This window comes from Mesorhizobium sp. M0626, assembly GCF_040320665.1.
GTDB lineage: Bacteria > Pseudomonadota > Alphaproteobacteria > Rhizobiales > Rhizobiaceae > Mesorhizobium.
In genome coordinates this window covers 57210-76639 of record NZ_JAMYQD010000015.1, presented here as the reverse complement: position 1 = coordinate 76639, position 19430 = coordinate 57210, and the positions used below count along the sequence as shown (strand labels likewise).

Annotated in this window: 23 protein-coding genes; 13 read left to right on the top strand and 10 right to left on the bottom strand. The window is 63.1% G+C overall.

Translation table 11 applies throughout. The annotated features are described in order from the left end of the window. Nucleotides 1-148: 148 nt before the first annotated feature. The 4 genes from trhA to NKI37_RS20065 all read right to left on the bottom strand — a co-directional run bounded on the left by trhA (nt 149) and on the right by NKI37_RS20065 (nt 3382). Nucleotides 149-865, bottom strand: coding sequence for a PAQR family membrane homeostasis protein TrhA (trhA, locus tag NKI37_RS20080; protein WP_023700276.1), 717 nt, complete (start codon nt 863-865; stop codon nt 149-151). Nucleotides 866-975: 110 nt separating this feature from the next. After that, a complete protein-coding gene (locus NKI37_RS20075; RefSeq protein WP_352623723.1) occupies nt 976-1776 on the bottom strand; it encodes an inositol monophosphatase family protein in 801 nt (266 codons plus the stop codon). Nucleotides 1777-1798: 22 nt separating this feature from the next. Continuing rightward, nucleotides 1799-2365: an elongation factor P gene (gene efp / locus NKI37_RS20070; RefSeq protein WP_023668757.1), complete on the bottom strand. Its 567-nt coding sequence runs from the start codon at nt 2363-2365 to the stop codon at nt 1799-1801. 141 nt (nt 2366-2506) lie between these two features. Continuing rightward, the gene (locus tag NKI37_RS20065; RefSeq protein ID WP_352791188.1) at nt 2507-3382 is read right to left on the bottom strand and encodes a LysR family transcriptional regulator; all 876 of its coding nucleotides are present in this window, start codon (nt 3380-3382) and stop codon (nt 2507-2509) included. A gap of 80 nt (nt 3383-3462) precedes the next feature. Here NKI37_RS20065 and NKI37_RS20060 point away from each other — a divergent pair, with 80 nt between their 5' ends. Next, the gene (locus NKI37_RS20060; RefSeq protein WP_352791187.1) at nt 3463-4479 is read left to right on the top strand and encodes a zinc-dependent alcohol dehydrogenase family protein; all 1017 of its coding nucleotides are present in this window, start codon (nt 3463-3465) and stop codon (nt 4477-4479) included. A 9-nt stretch (nt 4480-4488) separates the two neighbouring features. On the opposite strand, the gene NKI37_RS20055 is transcribed toward NKI37_RS20060, so the two are convergent. From NKI37_RS20055 to NKI37_RS20045, 3 genes are all read right to left on the bottom strand, one after another. Continuing rightward, the gene (locus tag NKI37_RS20055; RefSeq protein WP_352794543.1) at nt 4489-5553 is read right to left on the bottom strand and encodes a tetratricopeptide repeat protein; all 1065 of its coding nucleotides are present in this window, start codon (nt 5551-5553) and stop codon (nt 4489-4491) included. 46 nt (nt 5554-5599) lie between these two features. Then, nucleotides 5600-6247 (bottom strand): thiamine phosphate synthase, encoded by a 648-nt coding sequence (locus NKI37_RS20050; RefSeq protein WP_023700281.1) that lies wholly within the window; start codon nt 6245-6247, stop codon nt 5600-5602. 142 nt (nt 6248-6389) lie between these two features. Next, complete coding sequence (locus tag NKI37_RS20045) at nt 6390-7307, bottom strand: DMT family transporter (RefSeq protein ID WP_023684172.1); 918 nt, start codon at nt 7305-7307, stop codon at nt 6390-6392. 129 nt (nt 7308-7436) lie between these two features. Between NKI37_RS20045 and NKI37_RS20040 the strand changes: the two genes are divergently transcribed. Next, nucleotides 7437-7874 (top strand): Lrp/AsnC family transcriptional regulator, encoded by a 438-nt coding sequence (locus tag NKI37_RS20040; RefSeq protein ID WP_023704892.1) that lies wholly within the window; start codon nt 7437-7439, stop codon nt 7872-7874. On the opposite strand, the gene NKI37_RS20035 is transcribed toward NKI37_RS20040, so the two are convergent. Then, nucleotides 7871-8329, bottom strand: a complete 459-nt coding sequence (locus NKI37_RS20035) for a GNAT family N-acetyltransferase (RefSeq protein ID WP_023668764.1) — start codon at nt 8327-8329, stop codon at nt 7871-7873. The genes NKI37_RS20040 and NKI37_RS20035 overlap by 4 nt on opposite strands. A 242-nt stretch (nt 8330-8571) precedes the next feature. Between NKI37_RS20035 and NKI37_RS20030 the strand changes: the two genes are divergently transcribed. Continuing rightward, the gene (locus NKI37_RS20030; protein ID WP_023668765.1) at nt 8572-9342 is read left to right on the top strand and encodes a sulfite exporter TauE/SafE family protein; all 771 of its coding nucleotides are present in this window, start codon (nt 8572-8574) and stop codon (nt 9340-9342) included. Nucleotides 9343-9349: 7 nt separating this feature from the next. Here the strand turns inward: NKI37_RS20030 and NKI37_RS20025 are convergent, their stop codons facing one another. Further along, on the bottom strand, nt 9350-9901 hold the full coding sequence (locus tag NKI37_RS20025) for a DUF2269 family protein (protein WP_023694595.1): 552 nt from the start codon (nt 9899-9901) through the stop codon (nt 9350-9352). A gap of 311 nt (nt 9902-10212) precedes the next feature. Between NKI37_RS20025 and NKI37_RS20020 the strand changes: the two genes are divergently transcribed. The 6 genes from NKI37_RS20020 (at nt 10213) to NKI37_RS19995 (ending at nt 14828) form a co-directional block, all read left to right on the top strand. Further along, nucleotides 10213-10593, top strand: coding sequence for a hypothetical protein (locus tag NKI37_RS20020; RefSeq protein ID WP_023668767.1), 381 nt, complete (start codon nt 10213-10215; stop codon nt 10591-10593). A gap of 385 nt (nt 10594-10978) precedes the next feature. Beyond that, nucleotides 10979-11509, top strand: a complete 531-nt coding sequence (rcdA, locus tag NKI37_RS20015; RefSeq protein WP_023668768.1) for a protease adaptor protein RcdA — start codon at nt 10979-10981, stop codon at nt 11507-11509. A 66-nt stretch (nt 11510-11575) separates the two neighbouring features. Next, nucleotides 11576-12082 carry a crossover junction endodeoxyribonuclease RuvC gene (ruvC, locus tag NKI37_RS20010; protein WP_023668769.1) on the top strand — a complete coding sequence of 169 codons (507 nt, stop codon included), beginning with the start codon at nt 11576-11578 and terminating at the stop codon, nt 12080-12082. Nucleotides 12083-12092: 10 nt separating this feature from the next. Next, nucleotides 12093-12713, top strand: coding sequence for a Holliday junction branch migration protein RuvA (gene ruvA, locus NKI37_RS20005; RefSeq protein ID WP_023668770.1), 621 nt, complete (start codon nt 12093-12095; stop codon nt 12711-12713). A gap of 43 nt (nt 12714-12756) precedes the next feature. After that, entirely contained in the window at nt 12757-13794 is a 1038-nt protein-coding gene (ruvB, locus tag NKI37_RS20000) for a Holliday junction branch migration DNA helicase RuvB (RefSeq protein WP_352791184.1), read from the top strand. 134 nt (nt 13795-13928) lie between these two features. After that, nucleotides 13929-14828, top strand: a complete 900-nt coding sequence (locus NKI37_RS19995) for a metallophosphoesterase (RefSeq protein WP_352791182.1) — start codon at nt 13929-13931, stop codon at nt 14826-14828. A gap of 144 nt (nt 14829-14972) precedes the next feature. Here NKI37_RS19995 and NKI37_RS19990 read toward each other — a convergent pair whose 3' ends face one another. Then, nucleotides 14973-16223: a glycoside hydrolase family 5 protein gene (locus NKI37_RS19990; protein WP_023700289.1), complete on the bottom strand. Its 1251-nt coding sequence runs from the start codon at nt 16221-16223 to the stop codon at nt 14973-14975. Between the two features lie 65 nt (nt 16224-16288). On the opposite strand from NKI37_RS19990, the gene ybgC reads away from it, so the two are divergent. The 4 genes from ybgC to tolA all read left to right on the top strand — a co-directional run bounded on the left by ybgC (nt 16289) and on the right by tolA (nt 19409). After that, nucleotides 16289-16759 carry a tol-pal system-associated acyl-CoA thioesterase gene (ybgC, locus tag NKI37_RS19985; protein ID WP_023700290.1) on the top strand — a complete coding sequence of 157 codons (471 nt, stop codon included), beginning with the start codon at nt 16289-16291 and terminating at the stop codon, nt 16757-16759. Between the two features lie 312 nt (nt 16760-17071). Then, the gene (gene tolQ / locus NKI37_RS19980) at nt 17072-17782 is read left to right on the top strand and encodes a protein TolQ (protein ID WP_023673844.1); all 711 of its coding nucleotides are present in this window, start codon (nt 17072-17074) and stop codon (nt 17780-17782) included. Nucleotides 17783-17791: 9 nt separating this feature from the next. Then, the gene (gene tolR, locus NKI37_RS19975) at nt 17792-18244 is read left to right on the top strand and encodes a protein TolR (RefSeq protein WP_023673843.1); all 453 of its coding nucleotides are present in this window, start codon (nt 17792-17794) and stop codon (nt 18242-18244) included. 7 nt (nt 18245-18251) lie between these two features. Then, nucleotides 18252-19409: a cell envelope integrity protein TolA gene (gene tolA, locus NKI37_RS19970; protein WP_023673842.1), complete on the top strand. Its 1158-nt coding sequence runs from the start codon at nt 18252-18254 to the stop codon at nt 19407-19409. Nucleotides 19410-19430 lie beyond the last annotated feature (21 nt).

Genomic DNA, 19430 nt, shown 5'->3' with positions numbered 1-19430 from the left:
TGACGCAATTCCGAACGGGAAGCCGCTCATACTTCCCTGGAACTGCTCCAGTGCCGCCGATCACGTAATTCGCGACTCTAAACGGAATTGTGACCAAATTGAATGGCGCTTGGCAATATTGCCCGACTGTCGGGCCGCACCACGCCGTTCAGAGGCGGTTGACGACCAGGCAGTCGACCATGGCGGCAAGATGCAGCCCGGCGCCGGTGACGACAAAGCCGTGCCAGAGGGCATTGTGAAAGCGCAGGCGTTTCCAGGCGAAGAAGATGACGCCGCAGGAGTACACGATGCCCCCGGCGACAATCAGCGCGATCGAGGTCGTCGGCAACGTCGCCACCAGCGGCTTGACCAGGACGACGCCGCTCCAGCCGATGGCGAGATAGAAGACAATGGCCAGACGATCGAAGCGGCCGGGCAGGAACACTTTCATGGCAATGCCGGTCAAAGCAGCGGTCCAGACAAGGACAATCATCGGCAGCGCCAGCGGCGAGCCGTCGAGCTGGGCCAGAAAGGGCGTGTAGGTCGCGGCGATCAGGAGATAGATCGCCGCATGATCGAAGCGCCGCAAGATCCACTTCGCCGGCGACGTCACCGGCCACAGATTGTAGGTCAGCGAAATCGACAGCACAGTCAGCAGCGACACCACGAAGAAGGCGGCGGCGATGTATTCGCCGGGACCGGCATGGAAGGCGGCCAGCGCCAGCAACGCCGAGCCGGCGGCTATCGCCAGCACGATGCCGACCGCGTGGACGATGCCATCGGCGATCATCTCCGCACGCGAATAGTGCCAACGCCCGACAAAAGGGATTTCAATTGGCTGGTCTGGCTGCGCTTCTCGCGAGGATAGTGAAGGTATGCTCGTCATAAAGATCCTGCGTCACCCTTATCTGGGCCGCCGCCGGGCAGTATTTTCAAGCTTTGATTGCGGTTTTGCGACTGCGGCGCTTCAGCGCGCCGCGCCGGCATGCCAAGTAATCAGCGCGCCGAGATCGGCTTCTTCACCGCCTTGAGCAGCGCGCGCTGGATGACCTCGTTGCCAGCGACGAGCGAACCCGCCTCGAGCATATCCTGGCCGCCATCCATGTCGGAGACGAAGCCACCGGCCTCGCGGATCAGCAGCAGGCCGGCGGCAATGTCCCAGGCCGACAGGCCGGTTTCCCAAAAGCCGTCCATGCGGCCGGCGGCGACATAAGCGAGATCGAGCGCGGCGGAACCCAGGCGGCGCACGCCCGAGACCTCGGCCATCACATTGCGCAACTCGACGAGAAAATTGCCGTGCTGGCCGCGGCCGAGATGCGGCACGCCGCAGCCGATGACGCAGTCGGTGAGCTTGCTGCGGCCGGCAACGCGCAGCCGGCGATCGTTCATGAAGGCGCCGCCGCCGCGCTCGGCGGTGTAGAGCTCATCCATTGCCGGATTGTAGATGACGGCGGCGACCAACTGGCCCTGTCGCTCCAGCGCGATCGAGATGGAAAAGATCGGAATGCCGTGCAGGAAATTGGTGGTGCCGTCGAGCGGGTCGACGATCCAACGGTGCTGGTCGTCGTCCCCTGCGATCATGCCGCGCTCTTCCATCAGGAAGGCATAGCCCGGCCGTGCCTTCGACAGTTCGGCAAACAGGATGTCCTCGGCCTTGCGGTCGGCTTGGCTGACATAGTCGCCCGGTCCCTTCATCGACACCTGCAGGTTCTGCACCTCGCCGAAGTCGCGCGACAGCGAGCGGCCGGCCTTCATGGCGGCCTGGACCATGACATTGAGAAGTGCGGAGCGTGCCATCGTATCTGTTCCTGCCTACGTGTCAGTCTGCGCGGCGCATGTAGGTGAGTTCGTTGGTGTCGACGACGATGCGTTCGCCGGCGCCGATGAATGGCGGCACCAGCACGCGGATGCCGTTTTCCAGGACCGCCGGCTTGTACGAGGACGCGGCCGTCTGGCCCTTCACCACCGGGTCGGCCTCGGTGATGGTCAGCGTCACCTGGTCGGGCAGCGAAATGCCGATCGGCCTGTCCTCATAGAGCTGGACCGTCACCATCATGCCGTCCTGCAGGAAGGCGGCGCGGTCGCCGACGAAATCCTTCGCCAGCTCGAGCTGCTCGTAGCTCTGCGTGTCCATGAACACCAGTGCGTCGTCCTGGGCGTAGAGGAAGGAAAAATCCTTCAGGTCGAGCCGGATCTGCTCGACGGTCTCGGCCGAGCGGAAGCGCTCGTTGAGCTTGGTGCCGTTGATCAGGTTCTTCAGTTCGACCTGGTTGTAGGCACCGCCCTTGCCGGGCTTGACGGTGTTGGTCCTGACCGCCACCCAAAGGCCGCCATCGTGTTCGATGACATAGCCGGGACGGATTTCGTTGCCATTGATCTTGGCCATGATGAGATTGATCCGGGATGCTACCAACGGCTTGGCCGTTGGTATGGGGATGGTCGCTGGACAAGCGATTTCGGGCCCCCAAGACCACAAATCGGCAGGAGAGGCAAGGGATGCCAGATCGCCCGACAGCGGCTGGTAGCCTCAAACCTGGGCTGCAATGACTTTGCCGACGGCCTCGACGATGGCATCCGCAGCCTCAGTCAGCCGGTTGAGATGAGGCGAGCGAAGTGCGGCGACCTGCAAGGAAAGGTCTACATCTTCCGTGTTGACCAGCATGAGGCCGTCGGGAAGTCCGCGCCTTGCAAGACGCAACGGCACTAGCCCGAGGCCGTGCCCCCGACGGACCCATTCCATCTGCAAGGCCGGATCCTGTATCTCCGCCGCGATCTCGAAATAACGCCTTCCGCCGACCAGAACCGACATGAGTTTCTGGCGCGCGTCGCAAGGGGCCGGACTAAGCACCCACGGCATGGGTGTCCGGCCACCGTCTTCCGGATCGGCGACAGCTATGACGCCAAGACGTTCAGTGCCAAGCGCTTCCGGACCTGGCTTGTCCGACGATCGCAGAACAATCGTCACATCGAGCTCGCCGCGTTCGAATTGATCGATCAGTTCGGCGCTCCAGCCGGTCTTGAGCCGTAGCGACACTTTCGGGAACGCCGCCGCGGCGTTGGCGATGGCCCCCGCTATGTCGCGGTCCGAGAGGCCATGGGCGAGACCCAGGCGGAACAGTCCTTCCGGCTCGGTCTTTCCGGCGAAGGATTTCAGCGCTTCTACGGAAGCGATGATATCGCGGCCGCGCGCCAGCACTTCCAGCCCCGTCGGCGTCAGTCGCGGCGGCTTTTGCCGGCGGTCGAGCAGCGTCGTGCCAAGCATGTCCTCCAGCCGCTGGATTTGCCGGGTCACAGCCGGCTGCGTCAGCGGCAGGCGCCGGGCGACCTTCTGGATCGAGCCCTCCTCGGCAAACAGGGCGAGCGTGCGCAATTCCTCAAGCATAGTCAGAACGATGTTTTGCAAGCATAATCATTCTGAACATTATGAATTTGAAATCCACCGCCTGGCAAGCGATTTTCCTTTCAAACGGAAGGACAATGACAATGAAGGCAATCGAACTGCAGAGCCCAGGCGGCATCGACAATCTGATGATGGTCGAACGGCCAACGCCGGAACCCGGCCGTCAGGAGATGATCGTCAGCGTCAGGGCGACTGCGCTCAACTATCGCGATGTCGAGATCGCGCGCGGCAGCTATCACACGACATTCCCCTTGCCGCTGGTGCCGCTTTCCGACGGCGTCGGCGAGGTCGTTGCGGTTGGCTCCGAGGTCAGCCGCTTCAAGGTCGGCGACCGGGTCTGCGGCACGTTCTGGCAGCGATGGGTCGGCGGCAGCTTCGCCATGGCCGAACCCTCATACCAGCGCGGTGGCCCCATCGACGGTTTGCTGAGCGAATTCGCCCGGCTGGACGAACAGGCGGCTGTCATCGCGCCGGCGCATCTCAGCGACGTAGAGGCGGCGACGTTACCCTGCGCCGCCGTCACCGCTTGGCATGCGTTGTTCACCGAGGGCAAGCTCAAGCCAGGCGAAACCGTGCTCAGCCTCGGCACCGGCGGCGTGTCGCTGTTTGCCGTGCAGTTGGCAAGGGCGGCCGGCGCGCGCGTCATTGTTACGTCGAGCAGCGATGAGAAGCTTGCCCGGGCGAAGGGGCTTGGCGCGCATGATGGCGTCAACTACCGCGACGATCCGGATTGGTCGTCGGCCGTGCTGGCGCTGACCGATGGCCGCGGCGCCGATCACATCATCGAAGTCGGTGGTCCCCAAAGTTTCGCGCAGTCGCTCAAGGCGTCGGCGCGCGGCGCCCAGATCAACGTCATCGGCTATCTCGGCGGCAGCGAAGGGGTGATCAATCCGCTCGACATCTTCCGACGCCAGGTGAAAGCACGCGGCATACCGGTCGGCTCGCGCGAGTCCTTCGAAGCGATGAACCGGGCGCTCGCCGTCAATCGGCTGCGGCCGGTGATCGACCGGGTCTTCCCATGGGCAGAGGCAGCGCCGGCCTTTCGCCATCTCGAACACGGCTCTCCCTTCGGCAAGGTCGTGCTGGATCATACACAGTGACGTTGCGTGTCAGGGCAGGCGGTTGGCCTTCTGCAAGGCTTGCTTTGTCTGATCGTCGGTCAGCCCTTGCAGGAAATCGTCCATCTCCGGATCGATAAGGCCGGCGCGGCGGGCGACCACATACCAGGCCCCGGCCAGGATCAGGTCGGGGTCGGTTCCGATGCCGCCCATATAGAGCTTTGCCAACCGGTTCTGGGCAGCGACATTGCCGCCTTCAGCTGCCTGCTTCATCCAGTTGAAGCCGGATTTCAGGTCGCGAACACCGCCCCGGCCCTCGATCATCCAGGCGGCAAGATCGATCTGCGCGGTGTCGTAGTTCTGCCTGGCAGCCTGTGCCAGCAAGCTGCGGGCCTTTCCATCGTCGCGGGTCTTGCCGCCGACGCCATTGGCATAGACCTGCGCCATCGCATACTGGGCGTCGGCAAGCCCTGTCGCCGCGGCACGCTCATAATAAGGCACAGCCCTGGCGATGCGGGCACCGCCCGGATCCTGCTGCACGAGCAATTGCGCGAAGTTGAACTGCGCCAGCCGGTTGCCGGCCTCGGCGGCGGCCTGCATCAGCGCATAAGCTCCCTTCTCGTCCTTCTTGACGTAGCGGCCGTCGAGCAGCATCAGCGCATACTGGAACTGCGATTCAGGAATTCCCTGCTCGGCGGCCTGCGCGTACCATTTGGCCGCCTCTGCGGGATTAAGCGGTACGCCCAACCCGCGCGACAGGATCTCGGCCACCAGCGTTTGCGCCGCCGGGTCGCCATTCTGAGCCCGCACCAACGCCAGATTGTAGGCCGTCTTGTAAAGGCCGCGCTGGAAAGCGCCATAGGCGGGGTCCGCCGGCTTGGCGCCGAAACGTTCGGGGTTGATCGCGTCGGCCGACGGCAGCGGCGCGGTTGTCGCCGGCTGCGGCAGCGGGGTGTCGATCGGCTTGTCGATATGGACGCCGGAATCCGTGGCACCGGCTTTTGGGGCACCCGCATCGGGGGCGACCGCATCCGGCACGCTGAGGGCGGGCGCGCTGGTGTCCGGCCTCGGCTGCGGCAGCGGAACGGTCTCCGCCGCGATCGCTGCCCCGCTCATCAAGGCCGCAACGAGAACCGCGAGAGGAAGTCCATGTCGGCGCACGTCAGCCCTCGAAGCGCGGCGCGGTTTGGTCGAGCAGCGCATTGGCGGCGGCAATCGCCGCCTTCGGATCGGCGCCTTCGGCCAAGACGGCGCTGGACAGCGCCACGAACTCGGCGCCAGTGGCGGCCACTGCTTCTACCGAAGCGATGGCGGAACCGGCCATGACGATGCAAGGGATCTCAATCACGTCCGCCCACCATTGCCCGAGCGACAGGTTGCGCGGATGCGGTTCCGGCTTGTTGTCGTAGCCGAAGCGGCCGAAGAAGATGTAGTCGGGCCTGGTTTCGCCGAGTTCCAGCGCGTCGTCGCGCGTCTTGGCGCCACCGGCGCCGACCATCATCTTGCCCTGGAAGTGTTCGATGGTCTCAGCGAGCGCGTCCTTGGAAACCTCGACATGAATGCCGTCGGCCTGGACACGGCCGGCAATGCGGGTATCGCCGGCGATGATGACGGCGATGCCGGCCGCTTGCGCGGCCGGTACGATCTGTTCTGCAAAAGCCTGGAAGGCAGCCTCGTCCATGCCGTTTTCAGGCAGGATCAGCGAAGCGATATCACCGCCGTCGAAGGCAGCCGCAATGCGCTGCGCCGGAGCGTCCTTGGGTGCGATCAGCACGATGCGGCAGCGGTTGGGGGGTGTTGCGTCGTTCATGGCTTTCGATCCCGGGTTTCGCCTATGCCGGGCGAAGATGGTTGCATTGCGGCATAGAACAAAGCGCCCGCCTTGAACAGGCGGGCGGGGATCGATGAGATGGCTTTGGTTTACGATAGCCCGCAAGAAGACGCTCTGCCGCTCATTTGACGGCTTGCGGGCTTTCGACCGTTGGTTTGGCTTTCCACAAAGTCCAGCCGAGGTTCATGCCGGCGGCGGCGACCAGGATCGCGGCGGCGCCGACGAGCTGGGCCGGATGCAGCCGGTGGCCGAAAGCCATGACATCGACCAGGATCGCCACGACAGGATAGATGAAGGACAGCGACCCCTGCAGATGCGTCGGCAGTTTCTGGATGGCGGCGTACATCAATATGTACACCAGGCCCGTGTGAACGACGCCAAGCGTGGCCAGCATGGCCCAGCTCCAGGCATCTGCGGGCAAATGCGAGAGGTTGGCGAAGGGCGCCAGCATGACGACGCCGACGCAGACCTGGATCAGCGCGATCAGATGCGGCGGGGTGCCCTTGAGCTTCTTGGCGACGATTGCCGCGACAGCCCAGAAGAAGGCCGCTCCGAGCGCCATGACGATGCCGATGACATAATCTGTGCCGGTTATGCCGGAACCGACACCCGCATCGGGCCCTGTCTGCACGATCAGCAGCATGCCGGCGAAGGCGATGCCGAGCCAGGTCAGCTTGGCCAGGGTCAGCCGCTCGCCGAAGAACAGCGCGCCGAAGCCGACCAGCATGAAGGGCTGCGTGTTGTAGACCGCCGTGGCAATCGAGATCGAGGCGCGGGAGAAGGCGCTGAACAGCAACAGCCAGTTGATGACGATAGCCGCGCCGCCAAGAGCGGCGATGGCAACAATGCGCAGCGTCAGCCTGCCGCGCAGCAGCCCGAGTGCCGCGCAGGTGATCAGCAGCGCCACCGCGCCGAAGGCGCAGCGCCAGAACACCACGTCCATAACGGGCTGGCCCGACATGACGACAAACCAGCCGATCGTGCCGACAATCGTCATCGCCGCCGTCATCTCGATCGTGCCGCGTACCGTGTTGTCCATGACAATACCTCTATCTGTTGAGGCCATAATCTCATGCCGTCTTGAGGGTTTATATACCCTATGAAAGGTGATATGGGGGCAGGACCTTATTTAATAAGGCGCGCGCTGCCCTTTTGCGAGGAGATGAAAATGCTGGACGAGTTGGACAGAAAGCTTCTCGACATCCTGATCCTGGATTCGCGGACTTCGTTGAAGGATCTGGCGCAGCAGGTCGGGCTGTCATCGCCGAGCGTCTCGGAACGGCTGCGGCGGCTCGAGGAACGCGGCGTCATCCGCGCCTTCACCATCGAGATCGACCCGGAGGCGCTGGGGTTTCCGTTGCAGGCGATCGTGCGGGTGCGGCCACTGCCGGGCAAGCTGCACATCGTGCAGAAGCTGATCGAGGAGATCCCGGAATTCGGCGAATGCGACAAGGTCACCGGCGACGACTGTTTCGTGGCCCGGCTCTACGTGCGCTCCATCGGCGAGCTCGACAAGCTTCTCGACCGCATCGCCGACAAGGCGGAAACCAGCACCGCCATCATCAAGGCGCAGCCGATCCGGCGCCGTCCTCCACCGCTGAACTAAAGCTCCAATTTGTAACCGATGTGGCTGGCCTTGAAGCCGAGCCGGTCATAGAAGCGATGCGCGTCCTGGCGGCTCTTGTTGGTGGTCAGCTGGATAATCTTGCAGCCGCGTTCACGGCACTGTTCGATCGCCCATTCCAGCAGACGCTGTCCCAGCCGTTCGCCGCGGCGGTCTGCGACGACGCGCACAGCCTCGATCTGGCCGCGCAAGGCGCCCTGCAGCGACAGCCCGGCGAGATAGCTGATCTGCAACGTGCCGATGACGCGGCCGCTATCCGTCATCACGGCAAGAAACTGGTTGGGGTCGGCGTCGATGGCGGCAAAGGCGTCGCGATAGGCCTTGGCGAGTGGCTCGGTCGCATCCTCGCGGCTGCGGCCAAGCGGATCGTCGGCGAGCATGGCTACGATGGCAGGCAGGTCGGCCGCTTCGGCGCGGCGGATGTGGGGTTCGCTCATTGTCAAAAACCTGGGGTCAAAAACCTGGGGTCAAAACCTGGGGTCAAAACCTGGGGCCAAAACCTGGGGCCAAAACCTGATGCATCGGACGGCGCCCTTATGCATCGGCGGCGATCTTGCCGTAAATCCGGAACCGTCGCTTTACGCACAGTTGATCGACACGGCCGGCATTTTCCCGGTCGCGGCGCAAGGGTTTCTGGGCTATTGCAGGGCAACCGTCTTCCCTCCAGCATTTCCAGTTCATGTCAGGTCTGCTCGCCGATCCGTGGTTTTATGCCGCCGCCATTCCGGCGGTGATACTTGTCGGGCTGTCGAAAGGCGGCTTCGGCGGCGCTGTCGGCTTCGTTGGCGTGCCTTTGATGGCGCTGGCCATGCCGCCGGTGCAGGCGGCGGCCATCCTGCTGCCGATCCTGTGCCTGATGGACATCGTTTCGGTGTGGACGTGGTGGGGTGTGTATGACAGAAAGATGCTGGTCGACATGATGCCGGGCGCGGTGATCGGCATTGGGCTCGGCTGGCTGACGGCAGCGCTCGTCACCGAAGAGATGGTGCGGCTGATCGTCGGCGCTGTCGCGCTGATCTTCGTGCTGCGCTGGCTCTATCTCCAGTTCCGCCACGGTTCCGACCATGCGGCGGCGCCCAACCGCATCGCCGCCGCCTTCTGGGGCACCGTCGCCGGCTTCACCAGCTTCGTCGCCCATGTCGGCGGGCCCCCCTTCCAGGTCTATGCGCTGCCGATCCGGCTCGATCCGAAGGTGCTGTCAGGGACATCGGCGATCTTCTTTGCCGCCACCAACGCGCTGAAGCTGATCCCCTACTTCGCGCTTGGCCAGTTCGACACCGCCAACCTGACGGCGTCGGCCGTGCTGATGCCGCTGGCGCCGCTGGCCACCATCGCCGGCGCCTGGCTGGTGCGGCGCATGCGGCCGGAGATTTTTTATCCCTTCACCTACGCGACCGTGGCCGTGGTCGCGGTCAAGCTGCTTTGGGACGGGATCGCCGGCCTGCTCTAAATCCCGCTCAGGCGGCTGCCGGTTTGGTTCGCGGGGCGCTCGCAAAGGTCAGCGATGCACCACCAACGACCACGACCGCCATGGCGCCGAGAGTGGCGATGTCGTGCGCGGTCGGCTTCAGCACCATGTCGGCGACGACGACGATCATGATGACGAAATCGAACTTGACGATCCGTATCATGCGGCGCCCAAACGCTATGGCAGCCGGGGTCATGCCGTCCGCGGCAAGCATTGTGGCAAGCTTTTCGAACGAAGGCTTCAGCACGAGGATACCGGTCAGAAACGCGGCGGCGTAGCCGCAAAGGCCGATGACGACCCAAAGGTCGGAGAAGCCGGTCCATAGCGAAGTCAGCACCAGACCAGAAGCCAGGGTCGCGATAGACGCCGGCACGAACAGACGCAAGCCGAGTTTGTCCGTCGTTCTCAGCATGACCATCAGCGTCTCGTCGTCGCCGTCGCGATCGGCGAGTATCGAAACCAGCAGCATGGCGAAACCGCCGCCGAGCCAGAGGATCGCTGCCATGACATGCAGGAATTTGAAGAGAGAATACCAGTCCATTGCCGCTCCTTGTGCATCGTTCCGGGGGTAAACGCTGCTTTCGCGCGTCTGCTTCCGAAGGAGGGCGGATTATCTCCGTACATGTATCCAGAAGATGCCGCGTGGGTGCCGGCTTGTTGCGGTGGCGCCGTCGCCGGATTTTACCGCCAGCCCGCACAATACCCGGCATTTGCCGGATAGACGCCGTGTCGGCATTGGCTGGTTTCGCGGCATGATCCTGAAACCTGCGGGGACTAAGCCGCTCGCGACCGACGCTCCATTTTGGCCGCGCGCGGTCGGACCAAGTCTGCAACAACCAACGAGGGTATCCCATGCAAGGCGTAGCACGAAATTTCTTCACCCTGGCCGTCATCTATTCCCTGTGCGGCATGGCGCTCGGCCTGCATATGGCGATCTCCAATGACCATGGGCAGATGCCGACCCACGCGCACACCATGGTGGCGGGCTGGCTGATGTCGGCGGTGTTTGCCTTCTTCTACCACCTGTTTCCAGCGGTCGGGCAAAAGACGATTGCCGTCGTGCATTTCTGGCTGACGGCAATCTGCGGCATCGCACTGATGATTGGGCTTTACTTTGAACTTGCCGGCCATCCGGAGATCGAGCCGGTGCTGGCTTCCTCCTCGATGGGGTTTTATGCGGCAATGCTGCTGTTCGCCTTCATTTCCTTGCCGGCTGTGTGGAAGAAGGCATGAACAAGCCGACGATCAGGCTTAGGGCACCGTTGTGCTGATACGGCACAGAAGGGCAGCGGTCGATCAAGAAATATCCGCGCCGTTAAGGGTTCATTAAGCTTTACAGGTGTTTACTATGTCCATCCAGTGATCTGGATTCTTACCGAGTGGTTGGAGCCACTTCGTTTGACGCCTCCCTGTTAAACTCCTGAGAGCCGCCTTATCCGCGGCTCTTTTTTTGTCTGCTTTTGGTCCGCTTGGCGCCCCTGCGCAGGCGTTAACCGTTTGTTAAACATGTGCTTGCCTTCGCCGGCGGCGAAGCGCATTTTCAAGCTTCAGTCATCTAGGGTGCCGGCGTGACGGCGAGAAGCCGAATCAGCCGACGGGGCAGTGCAGGGGCGTATCGATGAACGAGCCTTCGAAGGGCATCGCGAAAACCATCAAGCTGGCGGAACGCCGGGTTTTCTCCCAATCCTTCAAACCGCTCTACCAGGAAGGCATGGGCCTGGTCGAACAGGCAGCCGAGTATCTTGACGGCAAGGGCCGGGCCGAGGCCAAGAAGCTGTCCAGGCTGGCGGCGACGCTCTATGCGGCCGAATCGATGCGGCTGACCACAAGGTTGATGCAAGTCGCCTCCTGGCTGCTTTTGCAGCGGGCGGCAAATTCCGGCGAGATGACCCGCGACCAGGTCGCTTCGGAAAAATCCAAGGTGCGTCTCGACACCGCCTCGGCGCATGACGAAGCGGTCGGCTGGGGCGAACTGCCGAAGGATTTCCTCGACCTCGTCACCCGCTCGCTGCGCCTGCAGGCGCTGGTGCGCCGCATGGACGAAGAGATCTATGGCGGCGCGTTTGCCGAGACGCCTGCCGCCGCCCGCCGCGCCAATCCGGTTTCCGACCAGATCACGCTGCTGAACACGGCTTTCGCTCGAGGTTAAACGCCTCCGTTTCCGGTTTGTTCACATTTCGCTGACATCGCTGTGCGCCGGAGGTAGACTTCGCGCATGAGGGAAGCGATTCGCATTATCGGTATCGATCCGGGGCTGAGGCGCACCGGCTGGGGCATCGTCGAGAGCCTCGGCAACTCGCTGCGCTTTATCAGCTCCGGCACTGTACGCTCCGACGACAAGGCGGCGCTGGCGACACGGCTCTGCCAATTGCATGACGGGCTGGCCGAGATCCTGCATGCGGCCATGCCCCAGGAAGCGGCCGTCGAGCAAACCTTCGTCAACAAGGATGCGGTGGCGACACTGAAGCTCGGCCAGGCGCGCGGCATAGCCATGCTGGTGCCGGCGCGCGCCGGCCTTGTTGTGGCCGAATATGCCCCCAATGCCGTCAAAAAGGCGGTGATCGGCGTTGGCCATGGCGACAAGAAGCAGATCCACATGATGGTAAAGGTGCTGTTGCCGAAAGCCGTTTTCGACACCGAACATGCCGCAGACGCGTTGGCTATCGCCATCTGCCACGCGCATCACCGGCAAAGCGTCGCCTACAGGATGGCGCTGGCATGAGGGATCACGCATGATCGGCAAATTGAAAGGCACGCTGGACGAGATCGAGGAGGATTTCTGCCTCGTCGATGTGCACGGCGTCGGCTATGTCGCCTATTGCTCGGCGCGCACGCTGGCCGCGCTGCCTTCGCCCGGCGAGGCGGTGGTGCTGTTCATCGAGACCTATGTGCGCGAGGACATGATCCGGCTCTACGGTTTCCAGTCGGTGCTTGAGCGCGAATGGTTCCGGCTGTTGATGAGCAATGTGCAAGGCGTCGGCGCCAAGGTGGCGCTGGCCATCCTGTCGACGCTGGCGCCGGCAGACCTCGCCAATGCGATCGCGCTGCGCGACATCGCCATGGTCAGCCGCGCGCCCGGCGTCGGCAAGAAGGTGGCCGAGCGCATCGTCACCGAGTTGAAGAACAAGGCGCCGGCCTATGCCGGAACCGCCTCCGGCACCATCGGCCTTAAGCAGGAGCTCGGCGAAGGCGTGGCGCCGGCGCCGATTACCGACGCCGTCTCGGCGCTGGTCAATCTCGGCTATTCGCGCGACACAGCAGCCAATGCTGTCGCGGCGGCGCTGAAGACGGCCGGCGAGGACGCCGATGCCTCGAAGCTCATTCGTTTCGGGCTGAAGGAACTGGCGCGGTGAGTGATTGCTTGTCCGGTCCTTTGCCCTGTGCGAGGAAGGCCGCATGAGCCTTTCACCCCGCCTCATTGCCCCGGAAAAGCGCGGCGAGGATGCTGAGCAGACCTTGCGGCCGCAGACGCTCGCCGATTTCGTCGGCCAGGCCGCAGTGCGGGCCAATCTCAAAGTCTTCGTCGAGGCCGCCAAGGGCCGCAGCGAGGCGCTTGACCATGTGCTGTTCGTCGGGCCGCCGGGGCTTGGCAAGACAACGCTGGCGCAGATCATGGCGCGCGAGCTCGGCGTCAATTTCCGCTCGACCTCCGGTCCGGTGATCGCCAAGGCCGGCGATCTCGCCGCACTTCTCACCAATCTCGAAGACCGCGATGTGCTGTTCATCGATGAGATCCACCGGCTCAATCCGGCAGTCGAGGAGATCCTTTACCCGGCGATGGAGGATTTCCAGCTCGACCTGATCATCGGCGAAGGTCCGGCGGCACGCTCGGTCAAGATCGATCTTGCCCGCTTCACGCTCGTCGCCGCCACCACCAGGCTCGGCCTTTTGACCAACCCGCTGCGCGACCGTTTCGGCATTCCGGTGCGGCTCAATTTCTATTCTGTCGAGGAACTGGAGCAGATCGTGCGGCGCGGCGCCCGCATCCTGCAAATGCCGCTTGGCGACGATGGCGCGCTGGAGATCGCACGTCGCGCCCGCGGCACGCCGCGCATCGCCGGCCGGCTGCTGCGCCGCGTGCGCGATTTCGCCTCCGTCGCCGGCGACGGCCACGTCGACAAGCAGATTGCCGACGAAGCTCTCACCCGGCTCGAGGTCGACGCGCTCGGCCTCGACGCACTCGACCGCCGCTATCTCTCGATGATCGCGCGCAATTTCGGTGGTGGGCCGGTCGGCATCGAAACCATCGCCGCCGGCCTCTCCGAGCCGCGCGACGCCATCGAGGACATTATCGAGCCCTATCTGATCCAGCAGGGTTTCATCCAACGCACGCCACGCGGCCGCGTGCTGACCGCCAACGCCTGGCGCCATCTCGGCCTCGACGCGCCAAAGGATCTGGCACAGCAGCAGATCAACCTGTTCCAGGAAGAGTAACGGACATTTGTTCTTCGGAACGGATTTCTGTGCAGAATCTCCTCAAACCTGCCAGCGTGAAGGCGCATTCCTCGATTGTATCGGGCGTCGCAATGTCGGCGCGAACTGCTCCGATCAAGGTCGGAGCCAGAAAAGTGATCACCAGACGCGGGTTCCTGAAATTCGCCGGAGGTTCGTTCCTCTCGCTGGCTTCGCTCAGTGCCTATGCGGTCGGCATCGAGCCGATGCTGTTGACGCATGTGAAGCGCTACCAGCTGACGCCGCCGCATTGGCCTGCAGATCTCAAGCTGCGCGTCGTAGCACTTGCCGATATTCACGCCTGCCGTCCCTGGATGACGCCTGAGCGGATCGCTTCGCTCGTCGAAGATGCGAACGTGCTGAAGCCCGATCTGATCGTACTGCTCGGCGACTATTTCTCAGGCATGTCCCTGGTGACGAACCGGGTGGAGGCCCATGAATGGGCGCCGGCCTTGTCAGGACTGAAGGCGCCGCTTGGTGTGCTGTCGATCCTCGGCAATCACGACTGGTGGCACGATCCTTTCGCGCAGCAGGCCGGAGCGGGGACTGTGGCGCGCAAGGCATTGGAGGAATCCGGCATCTCGGTTCTGGAGAACGACGCCGTGCGCCTGCAAAAGGATGGATACGGCTTCTGGATCGCCGGGCTCGCCGACCAGCTGGCACTGTTACCGAACAAGGCCGCAGGCCGCGACAGATTTGAAGGCCTGGACGATCTCGGCGGCACGCTGGCCAAGATCACCGACCAGGCACCGATCATCCTGCTTGCGCATGAGCCTGACATTTTCCCGAAAGTGCCGTGGCGGCTTTCGCTGACGCTGTCGGGCCACACACATGGCGGGCAGGTCAGGCTGTTCGGCTATTCACCGGTGGTGCCGTCCCGCTTCGGCAACCGCTTTGCCTATGGCCATGTCGTCGAGAATGACCGCAATTTGATCGTGTCAGGCGGACTCGGCTTCAGCATCGCGCCGGTGCGCTTTGGCATGCGGCCGGAGATCCTGCAGATCGACCTCGGTTAGGGCATGCCGGTATTCAGGTGATGCCGGCCTGCAAATGAGGTGTTCCTGCGCTTCCGGTAGTCACGGACCAAAGTCCGCTCCGTTCCGGTTTTCGGACCCCTCATTTTCGACTCGGCCTGACCTGAATCTCGACATGCCCTAGGGCTAATGGAGCGAGCGGATCGCATCCATCACGGCGGGTTCGGCCTTTTCGCCGTTGAAAGCGTCGACGATGCCGAAGGCGCCGCCAAAACTCCACACCGACCATGAGAAGCCATGCGCCTCGGCGCGCGCGATCATGTCCTTGACATAGGCCGCGCGGTATTTGGGCGGCATCACATAGGGATTGCCATATTCCTGGCGGATCATGCCGAACTCGCCCAGCGTGATGTTTTCCGGCTTGATGGCGTTGGCCTTCGCCCAGGCCTCGACCTTTTCGAACGGCGCATCCATGACGCCGAGCAGCTTTTCGTCCGTGTCCATGCTGGCGACTTGTTCATCGAGATAGGCGAGCAGGCCGTTCCGTCTGGTCCGTGGCGCCTCGGCTTTTATCTTGGCGCGGATCGCATCCAGCGTCGCATCGAGCTCGGCGCGCGGCACCGCGGTCAGCGGATAGGGCAGGCCGGTAACATAGAGAATGAAATCGCCGGCCCAGGTCGCGCCCTGATGCGTCAGCAGGAACGGGTCGTAGGAGTGGAAGGTCCAGATGATGTTGTCGTCGGGGATCGACTTTGGGTCGATCCTGACCAGCGAAGCCGCACTGGAATAACAGGCGCCGGTCAGGATCAGCGTCAGCCTGGTGGCCGAGGCGCGCGCGGCCGCGAACAGCTTTTGCTGACGCTCCGGCCACAGGCTGGTGCCCTCGCTGTCGCAGTCGACGATAGGCTCGTTCATCGGCTCGAAAGCGACCTGCGCCGGGTCCTCAGTGGCAAGCGTGCGCGCCATTTTGCGGACGACCTCGACATAGGCCTCGAAGGTTGCGGGATCGTCCATCACCTGGCCCATGCCGATCTCGCGGCCGCCGCCGGCCGGGATCAGGTGCATGTCGACGATCACTTTCAGACCGGCCCGGTTGATCATGCGCGCCGAGTCTCGCACGCTGGCATAGAGGTCGTCGCGCAGCGCCAGCGTCTGGTCCGACATAAACGGCGAGGGGTCGACCGGCATGCGCAGAAAGTCGAAACCGGCGGCCTTCAGCGCCTTGAGGTCACCCTCGTCGAGGAACTTGCGCCATTCCGGATAGGGCAGGATGGCTTGTCGGTCGTTCCATTTGTCTTCCCCGACCCAGGTCGTCCACTGGTCGAGGTTGAGGCCGCGCTTCATCGAAAAGGTCGCGGCCTGACCGGGAAGCGCAGACGCCGCCAGCACCAGCAGCGCTGCCATCAAGGTCTTGATCATCGCCGTCAACAGTGCCATCCGGTTTGCTGCGCTGGTGATTTTGGCAAGACAGGTGCCCCGCCGGGGGCAAAAAGGAAAGCGCGATGGACGATCATGGTGAATCGGCGGCGCTTGCTGCCGGGCTTTCCGGAGCCTTGACGGAATTCGGCCATCGGCTGATGGCGCGAGTCTATTATGCCGACACCGATTTTTCCGGCGTCGTCTACCATGCGCGCTATCTCGAATTCTTCGAGCGCGGGCGCTCGGACTATCTCAGGCTGGCGGGCGTCCACCACACAGAACTTCACGAAGGCAAGCACGGCGAACGGATCGTCTGGGTGGTGCGGCGCATGGAGATCGACTTCCGCTCGCCTGCCCGCATGGACGACATCCTGACCATCGACACATCAACGCAGGATATTTCCGGCGCCCGCATCGTCATGGCGCAGCAATTGAAACGCGGGACAGAGGTTCTGGTCGAAGCAAAGGTCGAGGCGGCGATCATTGGCGAGAACGGCCGGCCGAAGCGCTTTCCGAAAGAATGGATCGCGGCCTTTCTACCAGGAGCAAGCTGATATCCAGGCCTGCCGGCCGGCAACGGGCGGCCAATCGGCAGCGCATTCGATTGTGGATGGATGGTCCGCGTCGTCCCTTGGCGCGGCAATGCGCCGCGCCATATTTCCTAACCCATCCTTAACCATAACGGTTCATGAAGAGATCGGTGAAGATTGGAAGAATCCGCGCGCCTTCCTTTCACCAATATTTGCCCTGAAAAGGCCGCCAACGGTGCATTTTGGGGTTAATCCGGAAGCCAAGCGCGAACGGACCACAAGGGATGCCCATGGGCCAGCCGCCAGCGATGCCCGGAAAATCTTAAGGACTGAAGCATGGAAACTACCGCACTCGCCGATCCGGCAGCGCAATTGTCGATTTGGGCGCTGTTCACACAGGCCAGCTGGGTGGTCAAGCTGGTCATGATCGGTCTGCTCTGCGCCTCGGTCTGGACCTGGGCGATCATCGTCGACAAGCTGGTCAGCTATGCCCGCATGCGTCTGTCGCTCAATCGCTTCGAACAGGTGTTCTGGTCGGGGCAGTCGCTGGAAGAGCTCTATCGCACGCTTGCCGACCGCAAGACCACGGGCATGGGTGCGATCTTCGTCGCCGCCATGCGCGAATGGAAGAAGAGCTTCGAGAAGGGGGCCAAATCGCCGCTCGGCCTGCAGACCCGCATCGACAAGGCGATGGACCTGGCGTTGACGCGCGAGATGGAGAAGCTGGAGGGCCGTCTCGGCTTTCTCGCCACCACTGGTTCGGCCGCACCCTTCATCGGCCTGTTCGGCACCGTCATCGGCATCATGACCTCGTTCCAGGCGATTGCCGGTTCGAAGAACACCAGTCTCGCGGTTGTTGCACCCGGCATTGCCGAAGCGCTGCTGGCGACGGCCATCGGTCTTCTCGCCGCCATACCGGCGGTTATCGCCTACAACAAGCTGTCATCCGACGCGAACAAGATCGCCGTGCGGATGGAAGGGTTCTCGGACGAGTTCTCCGCCATACTCTCGCGCCAAATCGATGAAAAAGTAGCGCCTAAGGGCTGAGGTAAGAAGATGGGTATGTCGGTTGGCATGGCAGGACGCGGCGGACGCGGACACAGGCGGCGCGGCCGCCACCATGCATTGATGTCGGAAATCAACGTCACGCCGATGGTCGACGTGATGCTGGTGCTATTGATCATCTTCATGGTCGCCGCACCTATGTTGACGGTCGGCGTGCCGGTCGACCTGCCGGAGACTAAGGCCAAGGCTATGAACGCCGACACCCAGCCGATCACCGTTTCGATCGACGCGGCCGGCAAGATTTTCCTGCAGGAGACCGAAATCCCAAGGGAAGAGCTGGTCGCCAAACTGCAGGCGATTTCCAAGACCGGCTACGAAGAGCGCATCTTCATCCGCGGCGACAAGGCGACCAACTATGGCGCCGCGATGGAGGTCATGGCCCTCATCCAGGCCGCCGGCTACAAGAATATCGGCCTGATTTCACTGCAGCAACAGGATCAGTAGACGCACGATGAAGACCGGCCTCACCACATCGGTGATACTGCATACGGTGGCACTGGCTTTCGGCCTGTTCACCCTGTCGGCGCCGGCCGCGCTGCCGTCCACGGATGTGGAGTCGATAGCGGTCGACATCGTTCCCATGGAAGCCATTGCGCAGACGCTGCAGGGCGACAAGAAGGCGGTGATGCACGAAAAGCCGGCGCCGATGCCGACCAAGCGTCCCGACATCGTGCCAGATGCACAGAAAATCGGCGAGAACAGCGTTGATACCGACAAGCCGGTGACGGACGAGCCCAAGCCGAAGCCGGTGGAGAAAACAGCGACGGCTGCTCCGGCGCCGACGCCGACCGAAAAGCCGAAGACCGAGGACACGCCGAAGCCAAAGGAAGCGCCGAAGCCGACACCTGCGACGGAGGTGGCGCCGGAGCCGCAGCCGAAGGAAGAGGTCAAGCCCGAGCCGGTGAAGCAGGTTGAACCGAAGCCGACCCCGGTGAAGGAGCCTGCACCAACACCGCAGCCGGACACGACCGCCGCCATAGAGCCGAAGCCACGCGTGAAGCCCGATGCGGTCGCCGAAGCCATATCGGATCAGCAGCCTCTGGAAGAAGCGCAGCTTCCGACTTCCGCTCCTGCTCCCGAAGCACGGCCGAAGCCGCAGCCGGCGCAGGCCGAAAGCGCGAAGGCTCCGGACCGCAAGGACACCGACAAGCCGGTCAAGGAAGCGTCGTCGAAGCCGAAGTCGGATGACAAGCAGTTCAATGAGGCTGACATCAAGGCTTTGCTCGACAAGCAGAAGCCATCCGGCGGCGGCGCCAAGCGCTCGACCCAGCAGGCATCGCTAGGCGGCGACAAGGATCAAGGCCAGAAGCTGTCGAAGTCCGAGCAAGGGGCATTGGAAGAACAGCTCGGTGGCTGCTGGACCCTCCCGGTTGGGCTTGAGGGTTCTGAGGATTTCACCGTGGTGATCCGTTTCAGCCTGGATGCCTCCGGCAAGCTGGAGGGCCGTCCGACCGTCGAGAAGTCCAGCGGCAACCCCCAATTCGACAGCAGCGCGGTTCGCGCTGTGCAGAAATGCGATGTCGCCGGCCTGCAGGTGCCCGCCGGAAAGCATGACATTTGGTCCGACGTTCGCGTCAACTTCGATCCCAGAGCGATGCTTGGCCTGTAGCCTGAGCACCCAGAAATCAGC

Bases quoted from the DNA above. Each gene is read 5' to 3' on its own strand.
- trhA (WP_023700276.1), bottom strand. From the start codon at position 865: ATGACGAGCATACCTTCACTATCCTCGCGAGAAGCGCAGCCAGACCAG.
- NKI37_RS20075 (WP_352623723.1), bottom strand. From the start codon at position 1,776: ATGGCACGCTCCGCACTTCTCAATGTCATGGTCCAGGCCGCCATGAAG.
- efp (WP_023668757.1), bottom strand. From the start codon at position 2,365: ATGGCCAAGATCAATGGCAACGAAATCCGTCCCGGCTATGTCATCGAA.
- NKI37_RS20060 (WP_352791187.1), top strand. From the start codon at position 3,463: ATGAAGGCAATCGAACTGCAGAGCCCAGGCGGCATCGACAATCTGATG.
- NKI37_RS20055 (WP_352794543.1), bottom strand. From the start codon at position 5,553: ATGAGCGGGGCAGCGATCGCGGCGGAGACCGTTCCGCTGCCGCAGCCG.
- NKI37_RS20050 (WP_023700281.1), bottom strand. From the start codon at position 6,247: ATGAACGACGCAACACCCCCCAACCGCTGCCGCATCGTGCTGATCGCA.
- NKI37_RS20045 (WP_023684172.1), bottom strand. From the start codon at position 7,307: ATGGACAACACGGTACGCGGCACGATCGAGATGACGGCGGCGATGACG.
- NKI37_RS20040 (WP_023704892.1), top strand. From the start codon at position 7,437: ATGCTGGACGAGTTGGACAGAAAGCTTCTCGACATCCTGATCCTGGAT.
- NKI37_RS20035 (WP_023668764.1), bottom strand. From the start codon at position 8,329: ATGAGCGAACCCCACATCCGCCGCGCCGAAGCGGCCGACCTGCCTGCC.
- NKI37_RS20030 (WP_023668765.1), top strand. From the start codon at position 8,572: ATGTCAGGTCTGCTCGCCGATCCGTGGTTTTATGCCGCCGCCATTCCG.
- NKI37_RS20025 (WP_023694595.1), bottom strand. From the start codon at position 9,901: ATGGACTGGTATTCTCTCTTCAAATTCCTGCATGTCATGGCAGCGATC.
- NKI37_RS20020 (WP_023668767.1), top strand. From the start codon at position 10,213: ATGCAAGGCGTAGCACGAAATTTCTTCACCCTGGCCGTCATCTATTCC.
- rcdA (WP_023668768.1), top strand. From the start codon at position 10,979: ATGAACGAGCCTTCGAAGGGCATCGCGAAAACCATCAAGCTGGCGGAA.
- ruvC (WP_023668769.1), top strand. From the start codon at position 11,576: ATGAGGGAAGCGATTCGCATTATCGGTATCGATCCGGGGCTGAGGCGC.
- ruvA (WP_023668770.1), top strand. From the start codon at position 12,093: ATGATCGGCAAATTGAAAGGCACGCTGGACGAGATCGAGGAGGATTTC.
- ruvB (WP_352791184.1), top strand. From the start codon at position 12,757: ATGAGCCTTTCACCCCGCCTCATTGCCCCGGAAAAGCGCGGCGAGGAT.
- NKI37_RS19990 (WP_023700289.1), bottom strand. From the start codon at position 16,223: ATGGCACTGTTGACGGCGATGATCAAGACCTTGATGGCAGCGCTGCTG.
- ybgC (WP_023700290.1), top strand. From the start codon at position 16,289: ATGGACGATCATGGTGAATCGGCGGCGCTTGCTGCCGGGCTTTCCGGA.
- tolQ (WP_023673844.1), top strand. From the start codon at position 17,072: ATGGAAACTACCGCACTCGCCGATCCGGCAGCGCAATTGTCGATTTGG.
- tolR (WP_023673843.1), top strand. From the start codon at position 17,792: ATGGGTATGTCGGTTGGCATGGCAGGACGCGGCGGACGCGGACACAGG.
- tolA (WP_023673842.1), top strand. From the start codon at position 18,252: ATGAAGACCGGCCTCACCACATCGGTGATACTGCATACGGTGGCACTG.